The following is a 17793-nucleotide window of genomic DNA, read 5'->3' on the forward strand; positions in this document are numbered from 1 at the left end:
ATAGCATCGTCCGCTTGGCTACAGGTCAGATTGCTAGTTCGATCAGAAAGGGAGCTTGGCTCGCGAAGCTTTGTCTCATCAGGTCGGCGCAGCCTTCCAGCGTGTCGGTCCAGGCTGCCTCGACACCCATGCCGTTGGCGATTTTCACCCAATCGAGTTCCGGGTTCGTCAAATCCAGCATGCTCATCGCCGTGGGACCAGGGCTTGCGCCAACTCCAGCGTATTCATTGATCAATATTTTGTATTTGCGATTTGAAAGTATAACAGTAGTCACCGGAAGACGCTCGCGTGCTTGCGTCCACAACGACTGCAATGAGTACATCGCCGAACCATCCGCTTGCAGACCGATAACACGCCGTCGGCCTCCCGCGCCGATCGCGGCGCCCGTCGCGACAGGCAGGCCGTCGCCAATTGCCCCTCCCGTCAAATGCAGCCAGTCATGCTGTGGCGCTGCAAACGTATGCTCGTAGAATCCGCGACCGAAGGAGACGCTTTCGTCGGAAACGATAGCATTCTCGGGCATGATCGCGGCCAAGGTGCGGGCAAGGCCTTCGGGAGTTGGTGCGCCAACGATCGGGTCGGGGCGCGGGCCCGCGTCCGGGATCGCGGCTTTTGGGGCGTTCAGGGTTTCCGCTAGGTCGGTAAGGGCGGTGGCAGGATCCTGATCGGGCCGCGACAAGACGTGGAAAAGTGTTTCTGGGTTGTGATGGATCGATGGCTGTCCCGGATAACCGAAGAAGCCCACAGGCGGGCGGGCGCCTACCAGAATGATGTGACTGTACCGCCACAATGCCTTTTGCGCCGGTGCCTGAGCGTAGGGGACCCGATTGAGCGGAACACGACCACGTCCCCGCGACATGCGCGCGCAGACGTATTCTCCCATCATTTCGGCTCCGGTGGCCTGCACAAGCCGCCAGCTGGCTTCTTGCGCCCCGACCAGCATGGCTCGGCCGCCAAGCAGGATCAGCGTCGTTTCGCCATGCTCGCGCAATATTCGGGCCGCAGTGCCGATGGCATGTGGATCAGGCGCGGTTGGAGCGAGATCTGGCAGCGATGAAGCCGCTACGCCACCTTGGTCCCACGATGCGTCCGACGGGAGAATTAGCGTAGCGACGCCACCCCCCGCGCGGCGGGCGACTTGCATGGCACAGGCTGCGTCACGGCCGACGTCGGCCGAACGGGTCGTCGTCCTCACCCAGTCTGAACTGAACCGAGCCAGGCCTTCGGTATCGGTCGTTAGTGGTGCGTCAAAGGGACGGTGCCATGTCGCTTGATCGCCGATGATATTAACAATGCCGCTGCGAGCACGGCGAGCATTATGCAGATTGGCCAGGCCGTTCGCGAGACCCGGTCCACAATGCAGCAGGCTGGTCGCCGGGCGGTCAGCTATCCGATAAAAGCCGTCCGCCATCCCGGTCACGATGTTTTCCTGCAGGCCGAGAACGCAGCGAATCCCGGGAATCTGGTCGAGCGCTGCGACAAAGTGCATCTCGCTGGTTCCAGGGTTGGCGAAGCAGGTATCGATTCCACCCGCAACCAGCGTGTGGACGAGACTTTGCGCGCCATTCATCTGTGGTCTTTCAGGGACGGTCATCTGGCTTCTCCCGATCGCGTCTATTCGGCTGCGCGTGGTCAAGGCTCGCCAACCGCCGGAAGTGCGATAGGCGAGCCGTCTCTAGCTCTGCCACTTCAGAGCCGGCCGTTCAACCGAAAATGGAATTAATTTCCATAATGCTCCCGCAGTTATCCTTTGCGGCTGATGAAGCGCGTTTCCAGATAGGCCTCGATCGCTTCCGACCCGCCTTCCGTACCGTAGCCCGAATCCCTGACACCGCCGAACGGCACTTCGGGAAGAGCAAGGCCGAGGTGATTGATTGCGGTCATGCCAGATTGAATTTCGTTGCCCAGACGCGTCGCCAGTGCGGTATCACGGGTAAAGGCATATGCTGCCAATCCGAAAGGAAGGCGGTTGCTCTCCGTGATGGCTTCGTCGATCGTCGAAAAGCGATTGATTATTGCCACCGGGCCGAACGGTTCTTCGTTCATGATCTGCGCGGAGACCGGCACATCTGAAATGACGGTTGGTTCGTAGAAACAGCCCTGGTTCCCGATCCGCCTGCCACCCGTCATCAATTTGGCGCCCTTCTTGACCGCGTCGGCCACCAGCCCGTCTATCGTTGCGACACGCTTCTCGTTGATCAGCGGACCCATCTCCGTTGTGCTTTCAAAGCCGTTTCCAGTCTTGATCGATTTTGAGGCGGCGGTGAAACGCTGGGTGAACTCTTCAGCCAGCGTCTCGTGGACGAGAAACCGGGTGGGGGAAACGCATACCTGCCCAGCATTCCTGAACTTGAACGGCACCATCGTGGAAACAGCGAGGTCAAGATCGGCATCGGCCGCCACCACAACCGGAGCGTGACCGCCAAGCTCCATGGTGGCGCGCTTCATGTGCAGTCCAGCAAGCGCTGCTAGCTCCTTGCCAACTGGAGTCGACCCGGTGAAGCTTATCTTGCGAATGACAGGATGGGGTATCAGATAGCGCGAGATCTCGGGTGAGCGTCCGTTCACGAGGTTGACGACGCCAGCAGGAAAGCCGGCGTCTGCAAAGGCACGAACGAGACCCGCCGGGCTTGCAGGTGTCTCCACGGGCGCCTTGATGATGATGGAGCACCCTGCAGCCACGGCGGCCGAGAGTTTGCGAACAATCTGGTTGATAGGAAAGTTCCAGGGCGTGAACGCTGCCACCGGCCCGACGGGCAGCTTGATTGTTATCTGCAGCACGTCGCTCGCGCGCGCCGGGATGACCTGGCCATAGGTACGTTGGGCCTCGCCCGCAAACCAGTCGATGATGTCTGCCCCGGCCAATGTTTCAAGCCGCGACTGTGCCAGGGGTTTGCCCTGCTCCAGGGTCATCCAATGTGAAATCTCGTCCACTTGCTGGCGCAGCAGGTCCGCGGCGCGACGCATGAGCTTGGCGCGCTCGAACGGTGAAGTCCGGCTCCAAATCTTGAACCCCTCGTCGGCCGCGGCCAGCGCATCGTCCAAATCATTTTGCGAGGCATTGGCGACGCGACCAATTTCCTGCCCACTGGATGGATCGGTCACCGGGATCCAACGCTCCTCTTCTGCGGGCCGCCATGATCCGTTGATGTAAAGGTTTACGTCGGGATAGTTGCTCATATCGACTTTCCTCGTGATGCGTGACGTCCAGGCGGGATCAATGGGGCGCGCATATTCCGGCTCAGGGCCTTTCCATGAATGAGAGCGATCCCCTGACCGACTCCAATGCACATTGTGCAAAGCACAAAGCGACCATTTCGGCGCTTCAGTTCGTGGGCGACTGTGAGCGCCAGTCGAGCGCCCGAAGCCCCAAGAGGGTGGCCCACCGCGATGGCGCCTCCATTGGGATTCACGTGCGGCGCGTCGTCTGGCAGGCCAAGAGCGCGAAGAACCGCAAGCCCCTGTGCGGCGAAGGCACGGCTCATTGCGCAGCGCCCTCCGACGCCTGGGCCTGTAGTGCCGCTGCGCCGTGGCAATAGACGACGCCAGTTCGAAGCAGGTGGTCTATCTGGCTATCGTCATAGCCAAGGACAATCTCAAGAACGGCGCGGGTATCCTCGCCAAGCAGGGGGGGAGCCTTCTGCACGCGGTTTTTCTGGCCAGCGAGGCCATGGGCCGGACTGATCAAGCGGATAGTACCGAGTTCGGGATGCTTCAAGGACTGAATGATCCCCCTTTCGATCACCGTGGGCGTCGCCAGAGCCTGGGAGACCGTATGCACGCGACCCGCTGGCACAGACGCACTGCGACAGGCATCGAGCCAGTGTTCAACCGAATTTTTGCAAAGCGCCTCTCCAAGGGCTGCCAAGAGGTCTTCGCGGTTCAGCGCACGTTGATGCGCCGTGACGAAGCGTGGATTTTCGGCCAGATCCGGTCGGTCGATGACCTGGATGCAGAAATCCTTGAACATCCGGTCGTTGCCCACTGCCAGCGCAAAGAAGCCGTCCAAGCATTCAAACAACTGGTAAGGCACCACGCTAGGATGAGCATTGCCATATCGGAACCCATCCACGCCGGCGTTTAAGTAGCCTGTTCCGACGTTGATCAGCATGTTCAATGTGCTCTCGATCAGGGCTATGTCGATAAACTGGCCTTTTCCCGTATCGCGTCGCTGATAGAGCGCCGCCAAGACCGATTGTGTAGCAACCATGCCCGCGACGACATCCGTGAAAGCCACCCCCAGCCGATTGGGCGGTCCATCGGCGGCGCCAGTGATCGACATCAGTCCGCTTTCTGCCTGCATAATGAAATCATAACCTGGACGATCGCTTTCCGGTCCGGTCTGGCCGTAGCCCGAGATCGAGCAGAAAACGAGGGCCGGGTTAATGTCGCGAAGCGTTTCATAGCTGAGACCTAACCGCTTCATCGTGCCTGCACGGAAATTTTCCACCACGACGTCAGCTTTGGTAGCCAGCTTCAAGATGATTTCACGCCCTTGCGGCGATTTCAGATCGACAGCCACACTTTGCTTGCCGCGGTTGGCGCAGAGATAATAGGTGCTCACCCCCATGTAGTTTGGAACTGACCATGCCCGTGTGTCGTCGCCCCCGGCCACACTCTCGATCTTCCAGACTTCGGCACCCAGATCGCCGAGTGACATCGTCAGCCAGGGACCGGCCAACACCCGCGTCAAATCCAGCACCTTGATTCCGTCCAGCGGCAGCTCTGTCTTCTCCATTGCTGGTCTCCTCGAGATGTCCGCCGCAAACGGGTTTCGGTTGCGACCCGTCTGTCCCGGCGAGGCAGTCGAGCTGATCTCCCGTCCTACCTGTCTGATTCCGATCGATCCCGGACTGCAAACTGGGTCGAGATGTCGGAAGCAAGCAGTTCGGCCGTTTGATGATGTGGCTCGTCTGTCGTGCCCGGCGGCAGGGTGCGATTTTGCGTTACTAATGCCATCTGGTACCTTGCGCGTCAACTGAATGGAATTAAATTCCATTGTATTCGAGCCAATTGCGGCTAGAGTTGCCGCGGAACCTCAGGAGGTGACGATGAGAAAGCGTTCCAAATCAGCGGAGGATGCCAATGGCGGAGAAGAAGGCGTCGCCGCCGGCTCGCTCCTGCGAGGTTTGGAAATCTTGCGGGCTTTCAAGGCGAGCGAGTCGACATTGGGCAACCAGGATTTGATCGAACGCACCGGGCTTCCGAAAGCCACCGTGTCGCGCTTGACCTATGCTCTGGCGAGCAGTGGTTACCTCATCTACAACGAATCCCTGGGCCGTTACTCCATCGGCCCCTCAACCATCTCGCTTGGCTATTCAGCGATGAGCTCTATCCCGGTCGTACGCATGGTCCAGCCTTTGTTGCAGGGGCTGGCTGACAAAACGGGCGTCGCAGCAGCGCTCGGCGCCCGTAGTGGACTCGAGATGATCTATTTGGCCAACTGCCGTGCGTTCGGGCCGGTGACGCTGCAACTTAATGTGGGCTCACAGTTGCCGATCTGGCGCACCGCGATGGGCTTGGCCTATTTCGCGGAGATGATACCGCAAGCGCGCGAGGAATTGCTTGCCCAACTGATCGCGCGGGAGCCCGCCAATGCGAACGCGATCCGAGATAGTGTCGAGGAGGCGATCCAGAGCTACAGAACGCGCGGCTTCGTCTGTTCATTTGGGACTTGGTACAGCTACATCAACGCCATCGGAGTTGCTTTCCGGCCGACCGACGGATCGCCGCTCGTTGCTCTCACATGTGGGGGCATTTCCGATATCGTCTCGCGTGATGATTGTCTGACCACCGTGGGTGATGCATTGCTGAGGACGAAGCAGCAATTACAGGATCTGCTGGAGAACGCTTAGGCGTCGGGGTGACTGCCCTTGTTTCCGGTCGGGTCGCTGAATCGACGCCCAAATGGATACGGCGACATGCGCGGCCAAGTGCGATGAGTGCCTCATGTTCGCTCGTACCAGCCTGCTCGGCAAATCGGCGATAGGAATACTCGGGCGAAGATTCCGACAACGGTACCCTCGTCAACGAAGCCCAGACTGGTGAGATCGACTGCGGTCAGGTCCATGGAGGCGCGGGCCACCACAGGCGCGATCTGTCTGCCGAAAGCGACAAGACCCCGGTTGCTGTTTGCCCATTGATTGCCTCTGGCATAGCCGATCGCGACAAGCGCGATTTGGCGTGCCGCCGGCGCTCGTCAGGTTGAAGAATGGCCGACGGAGTCGCCCCTGTTCAGATCGCGAACCTTTACGACGCTGGCCAGCAGTGTCGCAGGCTCATCGAGCGGATTCTGACTGTTCGGGGAGCGGATCGATGCCAAAGGTGGATTTGCCGCGTGATATCGCTGTGGAATTCGCGACCGAGTTATATGCCGCAAGAATTGGCAATTGACAGCGGTGCGGTCGGAAGGGCGTGGCAGGCTTCGGCCAGCCTTCACCGACAATCGGCAGAGTTCGAGATCCACGTGGTCAGGCAACACGAAATGGGTCATTTGCGCCTGCACACCTGTGCCGCAGAGCAGATCTCGCGCCGGTGCGAGTTGCTGCCGAGAGGGCTGTCTGCCTGGTTCGGTGGGGCCGCTTTTATCAGTGGCGCCAACGAATGGCACCGCGCTCTCAGTCCGCCCGAAGGACACTGGTCAGCGCGAAGAAAAGTCGATATATGGAATTAAATTCCGATTTCTGGACGCGACCAATGGATCCACTGGTAAGCTATGAGCGAGAGGGGCGGATAGCCGTCATCACCATCCGCAACGGGGCCGCCAACGCCTTGGGCCATGAAGTCAGATCCATGCTGTGGCGCGCGATAGACCGCTTTAGCGAGGATGCGAACGTCGGCATTGCGGTCGTCATCGGCGCCGGACGCATGTTCGTTGGTGGCGCTGACATTAACGAGTTTGGGAAGCCGCCCCTAAAGCCGCTGCTTCCCGATCTGGTAAATCACGTAGAAAGCTCTGCCAAACCGATTGTGGCGGCGATGCACGCAGTCAGTCTCGGTGGAGGGCTTGAGCTCGCCCTTGGCTGCCACTATCGGCTGGCCATGCAGAGCACTAAACTGGGCCTGCCCGAGGTTACTCTCGGCCTGTTGCCAGGTGCAGGCGGCACGCAGCGCGTGACACGCCTTGCCGGAGTGGCAAAGGCGCTCGATTTTATCGTTCCGGGAGCTCCCATTTCAGAGACGGCAGCGCTCGAACTCGGGCTCATAGACAGGATTGGCGATGGCGATGTGCGCGCGGCAGGGCTCGCTTTCGCAAATGACCTTCTGAAGGCTGGAAAGGGCCCGCGCCGCGTAAGCGAAATGCCTGCACCCGCGGCCGATCCCGACGCAATATCCGGTGCCCGGACGAAGCTTCAGAAGACTGCCGGGGGCCTGGTCGCGCCCTTCTTTGTCGTAGATGCCATTGAAGCGGCCACGCGTCCCTTCAAAGAAGGTCTGGCCGAGGAGCGCCGTTTGTTCATGGCGCTGATGCAAACGCCGCAAAGGGCAGGCCTCATCCATGCATTCTTCCTTGAGCGCAAGGTCTCCCGCCTGCCGGCGCTGAACGGCGTCAACCCACGAAATGTGGCGCGGGTAGGTGTGATCGGCGGTGGCACGATGGGAGCGGGGATTGCGACAGCAGCCTTGCTGGCCGGCTATGACGTTTGCCTTGTCGAGCGTGATGACCCGGCCGCGGCGCGCGCGCGCGCAACGATCGAGGGCTACCTGACGGCCGCCGTTGGACGCGGCAAGCTGTCGGAAGCGGAACGCACGACCATCTTGTCTGGGAGCTTGGCATGCGTGACAGAATACGCCGTGCTCTCCCAGGCCGATCTCGTCATAGAGGCGGTCTTCGAATCCATGGATGTGAAGAAGGACGTATTTGCGCAGCTGGACGCGGTGATGAAGCCGGGGGCAATTCTGGCGACCAACACTTCTTATCTCGATGTCAACGAGATCGCCTCGATCACTCGCCGCCCTGGCGATGTGGTTGGCCTCCACTTCTTCTCGCCGGCACATGTAATGAAGCTTCTGGAGGTGATTGTCGCAGATGCAACCAAGCCCGATGTGGTTGCGACGGCCTTTGCCGTGGGCAAGAAGCTGGGCAAGGTTTGCGTACGGTCCGGCGTGTGCGACGGCTTTATCGGCAACCGCATCTTGGCGCGTGTTCGGGGCGCCGCCGACAGGATGGTGCTGGCGGGCGCAAGCCCGTATCAGGTCGACCGGGCAATGGTGGACTTCGGCTTGGCAATGGGACCCTTTGCCGTCGCCGATCTGGCCGGCCTCGACATCGGTTTTCTGACCCGACAGCGCAAGGCCTCGACGCGGGATCCTCGCGACGTTGTGCCGGAATGGGCGGATGAACTTTATCACATTGGGCGGCTCGGCCAGAAGGCAGGTCGTGGCTACTACATCTACGCCGAACGCGGTCGTCCTGGTGTGCCAGATCACGACGTAGATGACATGATCGCGCGTTATCGCGCCAAAGAGGGCATCATAGCGCGCAACTTCACCGACGGGGAAATCCAGCGCCGCTACATGGCTGCGATGGTGAATGAAGCCGCCCGTGTAATCGACGAGAAAATCGCAGCTCGACCGCTCGATGTCGATGCAGTGCTCCTGTTCGGTTACGGGTTCCCACGTTATCGCGGCGGACCGATGCACTGGGCGGATGCCGCTGGCCTTCCGAACATTCTCGCGGACATCCGAGGCTGGGCCCAAGACGATCCGTTCTTCTGGGCTCCCGCTCCACTGCTTGAGCGTCTGGTGGCCGATAACGCCATTTTTGCCACTTTGAACGGATAAGAACCATGGATCTGGCCTATACCGCGCAACAGCTCGCATTTCGCGAAGAGGTCCGACTTTTCCTTGACCGGGAGCTCCCGAAAAGAATCGCGGCCAAAGTCGCATCCGGCCAGCGTCTCACCAAAAACGACCACGAGACATGGCATGCGGCTTTGAACCGGCGAGGTTGGCTCGCGACGAGTTGGCCGAAGGAATATGGCGGCCCCGGTTGGGATGCAGTTCAGCGCCATATATTCGAAGAGGAAGCATCGCGCTCTCATGCTCCGCGAATCTTGCCCTTCGGCCTCAGCATGCTGGGACCGGTCCTGCAGAATTTTGGCACACAGCAGCAGAAGGACTATTGGCTCCCGCGCATTCTGAATGGCGAGGACTGGTGGTGCCAGGGCTACTCGGAGCCCGGTGCCGGGTCCGACCTGGCAAGCGTCAAGACCTCCGCGGCGCGCGACGGCGATCACTATGTCGTCAATGGCCAGAAGACCTGGACGACCCTTGCCCAGCACGCAAACATGATCTTCTGCCTTGTCCGGACGTCAAAGGAGGGCAAGCCACAAGAAGGGATTTCGTTTCTGCTCGTCGACATGCGAGCACCCGGCGTCAGCGTCCGTCCGATAGTGCTGATGGACGGCGAGGCGGAAGTAAATGAAGTCTGGTTCGACAATGTCCGTGTGCCAGCCGAGAACCTCGTGGGAGACGAGAACATGGGCTGGACCTACGCGAAGTATCTATTGACCCATGAGCGCACGAATCTTGCCGGGGTGGGCATGGCTCGCGCGGCTCTCGCCAATCTCAAGTGCGTCGCCGCAACTGAGCCGGATGGCCACCGCAAGCTGATTGACAACCCTCTCTTTGCGGCCCGGATCGCGCAAGTCGAGATCGATTTGATGGCGATGGCAACCACCAACCTCAGGGTAGTTGCCAAAGCAGCCGCCGGGCAGGCCCCGGGGGCAGAAAGTTCGATGCTCAAGGTCAAGGGCACGATCATCCGCCAGGAGTTGAACAAGCTTACCCGCCAGGCCGCTGGTCCCAATGCAATCCCCTTCATCTCCGAATTGCTTGACGAGGGTTCCAACGCGGCCCCGATCGGTCCGGCCTACGCGATGGCTGCCACACAGAGCTACTTCAACAACAGGAAGCTCTCCATCTACGGCGGTTCCAACGAGGTTCAGCGGCAGATTATCGCCAAAGCCATTCTGGAGCTATGATATGAACTTCGATCTCACTGGAGAACGCCAGATGCTGCAGGACAGCCTGCGGCGGTTTTTGCGTGGATTTGTCACGCAGGAAATCCTTTTTCAGGCGACGGAGAGTCCACAAGGGCATTCCAAGGAGCTCTGGGACGGACTGGTCGAGATGGGTGTCCCGGGCGCCCTTTTTGCTGAGCAAGTCGGCGGATTCGGCGGGTCAGGCTTCGACCTGTCTGTCGTCTTCGAGGAACTTGGTCGCGCCGGTGTCTTCGAACCCTTGATGGAAGCTGGCATCCTCGCCGGCGGCCTCATCGCATCGCTTGCGACCGCTGACCAGCTTGCGCTGGTCGGGGAGATCATTTCGGGCCGCATTGTCACTCTGGCTCACACAGAGCAAGGCGGCCGTTACGATCTTGCTCACGTTGAGACACGCGCCACCAGGCAGGATGGACGTTGGGTGCTTTCTGGCGGCAAGTCCCTGGTTGTGGCCGCACCGGCGGCGAGCCTCGCGGTGGTCAGCGCGCGAGTCTCGGGAGCAGCCGACGAGCGAAATGGCATTACCCTTTTCATGATCCCGCTGGATTCCGATGGACTTGCCTTGCGATCTTATCCGCTCAATGGCGGCGGTCGCGCCGCGGAATTGAGCCTGGATGGTGTGGCGGTTCCCGATAGCCAGCGCTTGGGCGAAGTGGGCGGTGCTTTTGACGCCATTGAGGCTGTGCATGCCCGCGCTGTGGCCGCCCAATGTGCTGAAGCCGTGGGGCTTATGGAGAGCATCAAGCATCTTACGGTGGAGTACCTGCGAACCCGCAAGCAGTTCGGCCAGCCAATTGGGAAATTCCAGGCCCTCCAGCATCGCATGGCCGACATGTTAATCGAAATCGAGCAGGCCCGCTCGGCCGCCATCAACGTGTGCGGACATCTGGACGCACCGCGCGGCGAGCGCGAACTGCAAGTGAGTGCCGCAAAAAATCTCATTGGCCGGGTATCACGCATCGTGGTCGAGGAGGCAATCCAGATGCACGGCGGAATTGGCATTACCGTGGAATACGCGCTTGGCCATCTTGCGAAGCGGCTCACCATGATCGAACACCGCTTCGGCGATTCTGATTTCCACCTGGAGCGATTTATCGCCCTGTCGACGGCTGCGTAGGGCTATCACGCGTTATGCGTTTGAAGGTGACGACAGCCGACAGCGGTCTCTTTGCACAATCAAAAACAGAAGAGCTGCGCGTCGCGCGATGCGGGCGTCCGGCAGTCTATGCCGGTATGCAGCACGGTCTCCCTCGAAGACAGTGTGTGTGGCGACCTTGCCATGTGCTGGTAGGCAGGCGAGGGGAGCCTGGCACAGGCCCCACATCTGCGGCAGCGCTCAAATGCCATCCCCTGCTGATCAAGTTGCGGACGCGGCGCTTTTCGTCCTCTTTGGCGCGCTCGATGGCCGCGCTGCCTGAGTCAAACTGGAGAGATTGATTGACGGCCAGCGCCAGCATGATATATCATATTGCTGGTTTTTCGAAGCAGTCCACGCGCTGTTTCGAAGCTTCCTAAATCGTTTGCCTCCCAAGGCGATGATGTGCTCCGCGGCCGCCGTTTTCTGTGGGTCGCGGAGCAGGCAAAATCAGCCATGGCGCTCAACGGCAGCGAGCCGCCGCTGGGTGGATAAGTCTATACCCGAGGGGCGGCACGCTTGGTAGGCCGCAGCGCGCCGGACTGGAACAGGGACGAAGATGCCTGAAGTCATTCAATCAGCCGACAAACTCCTACGCGAAAGAGCGCTGCGGGTTATTCCCGGTGGCATGTGGGGTCACTTAAACGCGGCCAAGCTGCCGGCTGGATATCCCCAGTTCTTCAAGAAGGGCGAGGGCTCCGCACTCTGGGACGTCAACGGCCGACGCTATGTGGACTTCATGTGCGCCTGGGGGCCGAATTATTTGGGCTATCGCCAACCGGAGGTCGAGGCCGCGGCAGCACGGCAGGCGGCCAGTGGCGATTGCCTGAACGGTCCGACAGATGCGCTGGTTGATCTCGCGGAACTTTTTACCAGTATGATTGCTGCCGCTGATTGGGTGCAGTTCCAGAAGAACGGGACGGATGCGACTACGACGTGCCTGACCATCGCTCGCGCATCGACCGGCAGGCGCAAGGTGTTGGTTGCCCAGGGCGCTTATCATGGCGCAGTGCCTTGGTGCTCGCCCTCTGTCCTTGGTGTCACCGCGGAGGACCGAGTTCATTTGGGCACCTATGAATTCAACAACGTCTCGAGCCTGCGAAGCGCGGCGGAAGCGGCCAAGGGCGATCTAGCAGCCATCCTGGTTTCGGCGTTCCGCCACGATTTCGGCAAGGATCAGGCGATGGCGACCCCAGAATTCGCGCGCGCGGTGCGCGAAATCTGCGATCGCAACGGCGCCGCGCTTATCATCGACGAGGTGAGGGCTGGCCTGCGCCTCGATCTGGCCGGCAGTTGGGAAGCAATTGGGGTCCGCCCTGACCTCTCGGCGTGGAGCAAGGCGATTGCAAATGGTTATCCACTGGCGGCGGTAACAGGGGCGGATTGGCTTCGCGAAGCCGCGTCGCGCATCTTCGTGACGGGATCGTTCTGGTGCGGGTCAGTCGCAATGGCGGCCGCAGTGGCCACGCTCCAGATAGCCCGCCGGGACAACGTGGTGCAGCATCTGATCCGCCTCGGGAACAAACTCCGCGACGGACTGAATGCTCGTGCAGCCAAGGCTGGTATGGTCTTGCGACAAACTGGTCCTGTCCAGATGCCACTCATCTTGTTTGACGAAGACCACGACGGCAGCAAAGGTGAGCTGTTCTGCAGTACATTATTGACGCACGGCGTTTATTTCCATCCCAAACACAACATGTTTCTGTGTGCTGCCCACACTGACGCCGATATTGAGGCGACCCTGTTTGCCGCCGAAATCGGCTTCGCGGCGGTGGCTGATCGTCTTCAATGAGGTAAGCCCGTGGTGACGGCTCAATGATTTTTTTGAGAACTCGACCCCGGCGGTTCCGAATGCGCCGCACAATGAAAAGTCATCGGGAGCGACGACGGCAAATTTGGCAATGAATCGCAAATTGCACTCTTAGTCGCGCAATTCACGATATGTAATGCGCCCCGCTTGCATACGGTTTTAGCAACATGATGAACGAACGCGACGACAGACCGCGATACGACAGCCTTGGAGCCTAAGGGTACAGAAGCGTATTGCTGTCGATTGTGGCGCGCGATCGATTTCAGCCTGCTGGTATTCTCGGGGTTGGTAGGGTGTTTTTTGATGAGGTCGCGGGAACTGGCGTGTTGCTTGGCTCGGCCGCCATCGGCACTGGACGCTGTCGTGATGTGTCAGGTGTTTCCGTTCAGAACGTGAGCCATGGAACTGAGACGAGATCGTCGGTTGGGCCGAGGGATCTCATCCAGTGACGTTTCTCGGCGGGTGAAGCCTGATGATTGATAGGATTCGTTGGAGGAAAAAGTGTCAAATTTCGAAACCCGCATCCCCTACGACCAGCTTGGCCTCGAGGGCAGCGTGCCCGCAGGGTCATCATGGAACGTCTACGGCCGCGATGACCAGCTTGGAAGTGTCGGTTTGTTGACGCCGGAGCGTGTCTTGAGCGGAGTTGCTCTGGTCTCGAAGGGTGCGGTCTTTTCTCTAAATTGGTCCCTTGATCTTCCCAACCCTGCACTCTTTGGCCGCCGAAACATGCAGCACACCATTAATTTCGATAGTTCCGGCACAGACGACATGTATGAGGGGTTCTTCCCCCAATGCTCCTCCCAGTGGGACAGTCTTTCGCATATCCGCCACCCTGTTCATGGGTTTTACCAAGGCTTTCAGGAACATGACATAACGGGGCTCCCGGGAACGCGGCTGGGTATCGAGAACTGGGCCACCCGAGGCATCGTCGGCCGGTTTGTGTTAGCGGACCTTGCTCGCTTTCGACAGGCGGTCGGACGGCCGATCCAACCAGGATATGCCGATCCTATAACGGTCGCTGAAATCGACGCCTGTCTTGCCAGGCAGAAGTCCAAGCTGAATATAGGAGACATACTGCTCCTGCGGTTCGGCTGGATCCAGTGGTACGAAAGTGTCGATTCCGCAACGCGCGAGCAGATGGCAACCGACGATCAGTTCGCCGCCTGCGGACTTTCGCGGTCGGAAGAGACCGCACGTTGGATATGGAACAAGGGTGTAGCCGCTGTTGCCGGCGACAACCCTGCCTTGGAAGTTCAGCCCTTCGACTCAACAGATGCCGATGGCTTCCTACATTACCGGCTCATTCCGATGCTGGGCACCGCCATCGGGGAAATGTTCGCATTGGACGCCCTGGCCGCGGATTGCGAAGAAGACGGCCGCTATGAAGGAATGTTTGTTTCCGCACCGCTCAACAAGCTGGGCGGCTCCGGCTCGACAGCCAACGCGCTCGCGCTAAAATAGCAGAACGGGCGGAAGGTATTTTCGAGTCAGGGCGTCTCAGGCGGCCCGGCGTGGTTACGTGCGCCATGTCAGGCGCACCGGGGTGGCTGCAGGATATCGCGAGGGCTCTGCCCAACCACTTCCGTGGAGCCGACGGGACGTCGTTGCAGGCACGAGGCACTATTTTTCTTGCTGCCTACGCCTCGAGCCGGATTGTGACTTCAGCTTTTCCAAAATTCTGTAGGAGCCATCGCGAAGATCGCGCACCACCAATTCCCCGGCCTCGGTCGGTGACCGACGCTTCAAAGCGTCGATGATCAGATCGTGGGGGTGAACTTCGAAGGCAAGTGGCTTGGCGTAGGGATATTGATTGTTCACGAACGGGCCAGCCAATAGCCACAGATTCTCGATCACCCGCACCAGGACCTGGTTGTTCGACTTACGGTATATCGCAAAGTGGAATGACTGGTTTGCCGCGAGAGCTGCCTTCCAATCCTCCGCGACCTCCGCCGTCATGAATTCAGTCTGGTGCCTTTCCAGCAGCTCGATGTCTTGGCGTGTCATGTTGACAGTGCTGAGTTCGGACGCCAACCGCTCCAGCGGAGCGCGCGTCTCGCGTATCTCAATATATCTGGGGATAGAGAGGATGGGAACGCGAGGCTGATGGCCTAGTTTGAGTTCCAGCGCGCCCTCCGCCACCAATTGCAGGACCGCTTCTCGAACGGGTGTCTGAGAGGTCTCGTAAGCGGTGGCGAGTTGCCGAATATTGAGCCGACTTCCCGGTTCGTAGCGACCCGACATCAACGCAATTCGCAGCTGTGCATAAATTCGGTCGGCTAACGTGTTCCTGCTAATCCCAACCGACCCTACGGTCTCGAGCTCGTCGGCAGGCCCACTTGCCCTGATGGCGGTTGGCATTGATCGCTCCTCACTCCGGCGCGGCGAATCGATATAGCGCCCTTGAGTCTGGCTGTATCAATAACAAAATATCCCGGAATGGGGCAGGCGTCACAGTCTGCGGAAGACCCGGGCCGAATACCAGTCCGGTTGAATAGGCAAGCCACAACGACACTCCGAGCACGCCTCCGGTTGCCGGCAATTCCTCTGGGCTGGCCGCACGATGCTGCCGGAATTTCCCCAGCAGACCTCGTACGGCCGCCGGGGCAGCGTCTCCTGAGATCTGAATCCGGCTCCAAGTCGAGATGTCGTCCGAAAAGCGCTTCACACTTTTCGGCATCATGCTTTAGCGTTTTTGCTTGAGATAGGCTTCGGCAGCACGGCCGACCGCATCTCGATTCAGTTCGAATCCGTATCCAGGCTTCTTCGACACCGGCAGAAATCCATTCACAGGCGTGAGGTTCGGACTCTCGATTATGTCTTCCTCAAGCAACTGCCACATGATCTGGTTGGCATCGTCCAGATTGGGGACCGTTGAACCAACCTGATTAGCGATGCAGGTCGTGATGCCGGTTTCGAAAATTCCGTGGATATTGATTCTTACATTTGCCGCTTCGGCGATCGCTGCCGCTTTACGCCACCGCAGAGCGCCGCAAGTTTCGTGCAGTCCCAGGACAACCGACTCGACGGCGCGGGTGCTGCACATCGCATATACTTCTTCCGGCAGATACACACTTTGATCGGCAGACAGCGGCATCCCGACGTGGCGGAGGCGCAGAAGTGCATCTGCTCCTCCAATACCGGGAACTGGCTGCTCCATGATCTCAATATCGAACGCTTTGAGCTTTTCCATCATGCGCACAGCACGTAGCGTGTCCCACGCTTCGTTTGCGTCTAGGCGAAGGCGAACATCTGGAGCCACCTCCCGCACGGCCCGGACGATCTCCAAATCGAGCTTGTCGTCGCGCCCGACTTTCACATAGAGAACTGGATATCCCTGCTCAACCAACTGCTTCGCGTCATCGGCAAGCTGTTGCGGTGTATCCCCCTGGACGAAACCAAAATAGCCCACCTTGTCGTGCAAGGCTCCCCCTACGAGGTTGCATACCGGCTGCCCCAGGCCTTTGCCGATCGCATCCCACATTGCAAGCTCGATGCCCGACATGGTGCGTGAGAAGTATCGGTACTGACTGCCGGCTCCTCGGGCCTTGAACCCGGTCCGAAAGTAGTCCCAGATGAGCTTGTTGCCATCGTAGACCGATTTGCCGATGAAATGGGGTATCGCGTCCTGAAGGATGGCTAACATCGGCTCGATGGTCGGCCCTGCTCCAGACTCGGCAATGCCGACAACACCTTCGTCCGTCTCAACCTCGATAAGAATCACGGGCGAGCATAACGTTATGCCATCTGCCCAATGGTAATCCTGCTTGAACCTGCAATGCAGCGGGGTGGTACGAATGTTGGTGATTTTCATCTTTTTCCTGCGGCTCCATGCCTGCTCGAAGGACGAGTCGGCTTCTTTTCTGCATGATATATCACGACGAGCAAGCGTCGTCTCAGTGACGTGCCTGGATTTCAGGATTGATAGTTAAGCTCCAGGCCGGCTTCGTGCCAATCAAACGCGGCCAGTCTACCCTCGTGAGACAATGTTACATAACAGGTATGCATGTCCGAACCGCCAAAGCAGAGGTTAGTCACCATCAGATCGGGAATGGGGTGAACGACATGGCTCTTCAAATCTCCGGTAAATTCAAGGATCGCACACATATCCAGCGCAGCAGCATAGACGGCTCCCGATTCTGCCACCGCCAAGCCGTCAAACCGGGTTCGTCCACCAGGACCGGCAAAGAGTATTCCGCCGGCCGGGGAAGGCCATGGCTGCTTTCGCACCTCTCCTGGACCGATTACGGGATATGCCCATATTCGACCTGGGATAGTCTCGGCGACATAAAGTGTCTTTCCGTCAGGTGAGAGGGCGATGCCGTTGGGCGTGATCAGACCAGAGATAACCTCTTTGATTTCTGAACCGTCGCTTGCCGCCCAATAAACGAACCCAAGGTCCATCTCTCGAGGACGGCGTTTCCCCATATCCGTGAACCAGAAGCCTCCGTCTCCGTCGAAAACAAGATCATTGGGGCCGCGCAACTGGTTGTCCGAGCAGCGATCATAAAGACGGCGGACGGACCCGTTGGCAGGATTCACGACGTCAATGCTGCCGCCCGTATATCCGGAGCTCTGCAAGGCTGGTCGAAATCGTCCTTTTTGCTCTTCGACCCAGTCCATACCACCATTGTTGCATATGAATATCTTGCCGTCTGGCCCAACAGCTGCCCCGTTTGGCCCGCCCGGAACCTTGGCGACTACCGCGATATCACCGTCCCGTGATACTCGGACAAGGGTTTGCTCGATAATGTCGACGACCATGACGGAGCCATCTGAAAACGCAATCGGGCCTTCGGGGAACGTAAGCTTGTCCGTGATGACACGCATGCCACTGACCCAAA

The 17793-nt window shown here is 59.3% G+C and carries 12 protein-coding genes and 2 pseudogenes; 6 read left to right on the plus strand and 8 right to left on the minus strand.

The window, feature by feature from the left end; genetic code table 11:
- Nucleotides 1-25: 25 nt before the first annotated feature.
- The 4 genes and pseudogenes from AC1DXN_RS21190 to AC1DXN_RS21205 all read right to left on the minus strand — a co-directional run bounded on the left by AC1DXN_RS21190 (nt 26) and on the right by AC1DXN_RS21205 (nt 4738).
- Entirely contained in the window at nt 26-1594 is a 1569-nt protein-coding gene (locus AC1DXN_RS21190; protein ID WP_477276237.1) for an acetolactate synthase large subunit, read from the minus strand.
- Between the two features lie 149 nt (nt 1595-1743).
- Nucleotides 1744-3180: an NAD-dependent succinate-semialdehyde dehydrogenase gene (locus tag AC1DXN_RS21195; protein ID WP_436260269.1), complete on the minus strand. Its 1437-nt coding sequence runs from the start codon at nt 3178-3180 to the stop codon at nt 1744-1746.
- Between the two features lie 77 nt (nt 3181-3257).
- Nucleotides 3258-3560: pseudogene (locus AC1DXN_RS21200) on the minus strand (3-oxoadipyl-CoA thiolase); the annotation flags it as partial.
- On the minus strand, nt 3482-4738 hold the full coding sequence (locus AC1DXN_RS21205) for a CaiB/BaiF CoA transferase family protein (protein WP_477276235.1): 1257 nt from the start codon (nt 4736-4738) through the stop codon (nt 3482-3484). The pseudogene AC1DXN_RS21200 and the gene AC1DXN_RS21205, both read right to left, overlap by 79 nt.
- A 313-nt stretch (nt 4739-5051) precedes the next feature.
- Here AC1DXN_RS21205 and AC1DXN_RS21210 point away from each other — a divergent pair, with 313 nt between their 5' ends.
- A complete protein-coding gene (locus AC1DXN_RS21210) occupies nt 5052-5855 on the plus strand; it encodes an IclR family transcriptional regulator (protein WP_477276233.1) in 804 nt (267 codons plus the stop codon).
- A gap of 92 nt (nt 5856-5947) precedes the next feature.
- Here AC1DXN_RS21210 and AC1DXN_RS21215 read toward each other — a convergent pair.
- Nucleotides 5948-6184, minus strand: a pseudogene (locus AC1DXN_RS21215) (alanine racemase C-terminal domain-containing protein); the annotation flags it as partial.
- A 512-nt stretch (nt 6185-6696) separates the two neighbouring features.
- Here AC1DXN_RS21215 and AC1DXN_RS21220 point away from each other — a divergent pair.
- The 5 genes from AC1DXN_RS21220 (at nt 6697) to AC1DXN_RS21240 (ending at nt 14413) form a co-directional block, all read left to right on the plus strand.
- Nucleotides 6697-8784, plus strand: coding sequence for a 3-hydroxyacyl-CoA dehydrogenase NAD-binding domain-containing protein (locus AC1DXN_RS21220; protein WP_477276231.1), 2088 nt, complete (start codon nt 6697-6699; stop codon nt 8782-8784).
- Between the two features lie 5 nt (nt 8785-8789).
- Nucleotides 8790-9986: an acyl-CoA dehydrogenase family protein gene (locus AC1DXN_RS21225; RefSeq protein ID WP_477276229.1), complete on the plus strand. Its 1197-nt coding sequence runs from the start codon at nt 8790-8792 to the stop codon at nt 9984-9986.
- Between the two features lies 1 nt (nt 9987).
- The gene (locus AC1DXN_RS21230; RefSeq protein ID WP_477276227.1) at nt 9988-11121 is read left to right on the plus strand and encodes an acyl-CoA dehydrogenase family protein; all 1134 of its coding nucleotides are present in this window, start codon (nt 9988-9990) and stop codon (nt 11119-11121) included.
- Nucleotides 11122-11698: 577 nt separating this feature from the next.
- Nucleotides 11699-12931, plus strand: coding sequence for an aminotransferase class III-fold pyridoxal phosphate-dependent enzyme (locus AC1DXN_RS21235; protein ID WP_436260263.1), 1233 nt, complete (start codon nt 11699-11701; stop codon nt 12929-12931).
- 519 nt (nt 12932-13450) lie between these two features.
- A complete protein-coding gene (locus AC1DXN_RS21240; protein ID WP_477276225.1) occupies nt 13451-14413 on the plus strand; it encodes a cyclase family protein in 963 nt (320 codons plus the stop codon).
- Between the two features lie 159 nt (nt 14414-14572).
- Here AC1DXN_RS21240 and AC1DXN_RS21245 read toward each other — a convergent pair whose 3' ends face one another.
- The 3 genes from AC1DXN_RS21245 to AC1DXN_RS21255 all read right to left on the minus strand — a co-directional run bounded on the left by AC1DXN_RS21245 (nt 14573) and on the right by AC1DXN_RS21255 (nt 17779).
- Complete coding sequence (locus AC1DXN_RS21245) at nt 14573-15310, minus strand: GntR family transcriptional regulator (RefSeq protein ID WP_477276223.1); 738 nt, start codon at nt 15308-15310, stop codon at nt 14573-14575.
- Between the two features lie 325 nt (nt 15311-15635).
- Complete coding sequence (locus AC1DXN_RS21250) at nt 15636-16763, minus strand: mandelate racemase/muconate lactonizing enzyme family protein (protein WP_477276221.1); 1128 nt, start codon at nt 16761-16763, stop codon at nt 15636-15638.
- A gap of 101 nt (nt 16764-16864) precedes the next feature.
- On the minus strand, nt 16865-17779 hold the full coding sequence (locus tag AC1DXN_RS21255; RefSeq protein ID WP_477276219.1) for an SMP-30/gluconolactonase/LRE family protein: 915 nt from the start codon (nt 17777-17779) through the stop codon (nt 16865-16867).
- Between the last annotated feature and the right edge of the window lie 14 nt (nt 17780-17793).

Source organism: Mesorhizobium sp. P2_H9 (assembly GCF_056403215.1).

Coding starts and splice junctions, on each gene's coding strand:
- AC1DXN_RS21190 (WP_477276237.1), bottom strand. CDS start 1,594: ATGACCGTCCCTGAAAGACCACAGATGAATGGCGCGCAAAGTCTCGTC.
- AC1DXN_RS21195 (WP_436260269.1), bottom strand. CDS start 3,180: ATGAGCAACTATCCCGACGTAAACCTTTACATCAACGGATCATGGCGG.
- AC1DXN_RS21205 (WP_477276235.1), bottom strand. CDS start 4,738: ATGGAGAAGACAGAGCTGCCGCTGGACGGAATCAAGGTGCTGGATTTG.
- AC1DXN_RS21210 (WP_477276233.1), top strand. CDS start 5,052: ATGAGAAAGCGTTCCAAATCAGCGGAGGATGCCAATGGCGGAGAAGAA.
- AC1DXN_RS21220 (WP_477276231.1), top strand. CDS start 6,697: ATGGATCCACTGGTAAGCTATGAGCGAGAGGGGCGGATAGCCGTCATC.
- AC1DXN_RS21225 (WP_477276229.1), top strand. CDS start 8,790: ATGGATCTGGCCTATACCGCGCAACAGCTCGCATTTCGCGAAGAGGTC.
- AC1DXN_RS21230 (WP_477276227.1), top strand. CDS start 9,988: ATGAACTTCGATCTCACTGGAGAACGCCAGATGCTGCAGGACAGCCTG.
- AC1DXN_RS21235 (WP_436260263.1), top strand. CDS start 11,699: ATGCCTGAAGTCATTCAATCAGCCGACAAACTCCTACGCGAAAGAGCG.
- AC1DXN_RS21245 (WP_477276223.1), bottom strand. CDS start 15,310: ATGCCAACCGCCATCAGGGCAAGTGGGCCTGCCGACGAGCTCGAGACC.
- AC1DXN_RS21250 (WP_477276221.1), bottom strand. CDS start 16,763: ATGAAAATCACCAACATTCGTACCACCCCGCTGCATTGCAGGTTCAAG.
- AC1DXN_RS21255 (WP_477276219.1), bottom strand. CDS start 17,779: ATGCGTGTCATCACGGACAAGCTTACGTTCCCCGAAGGCCCGATTGCG.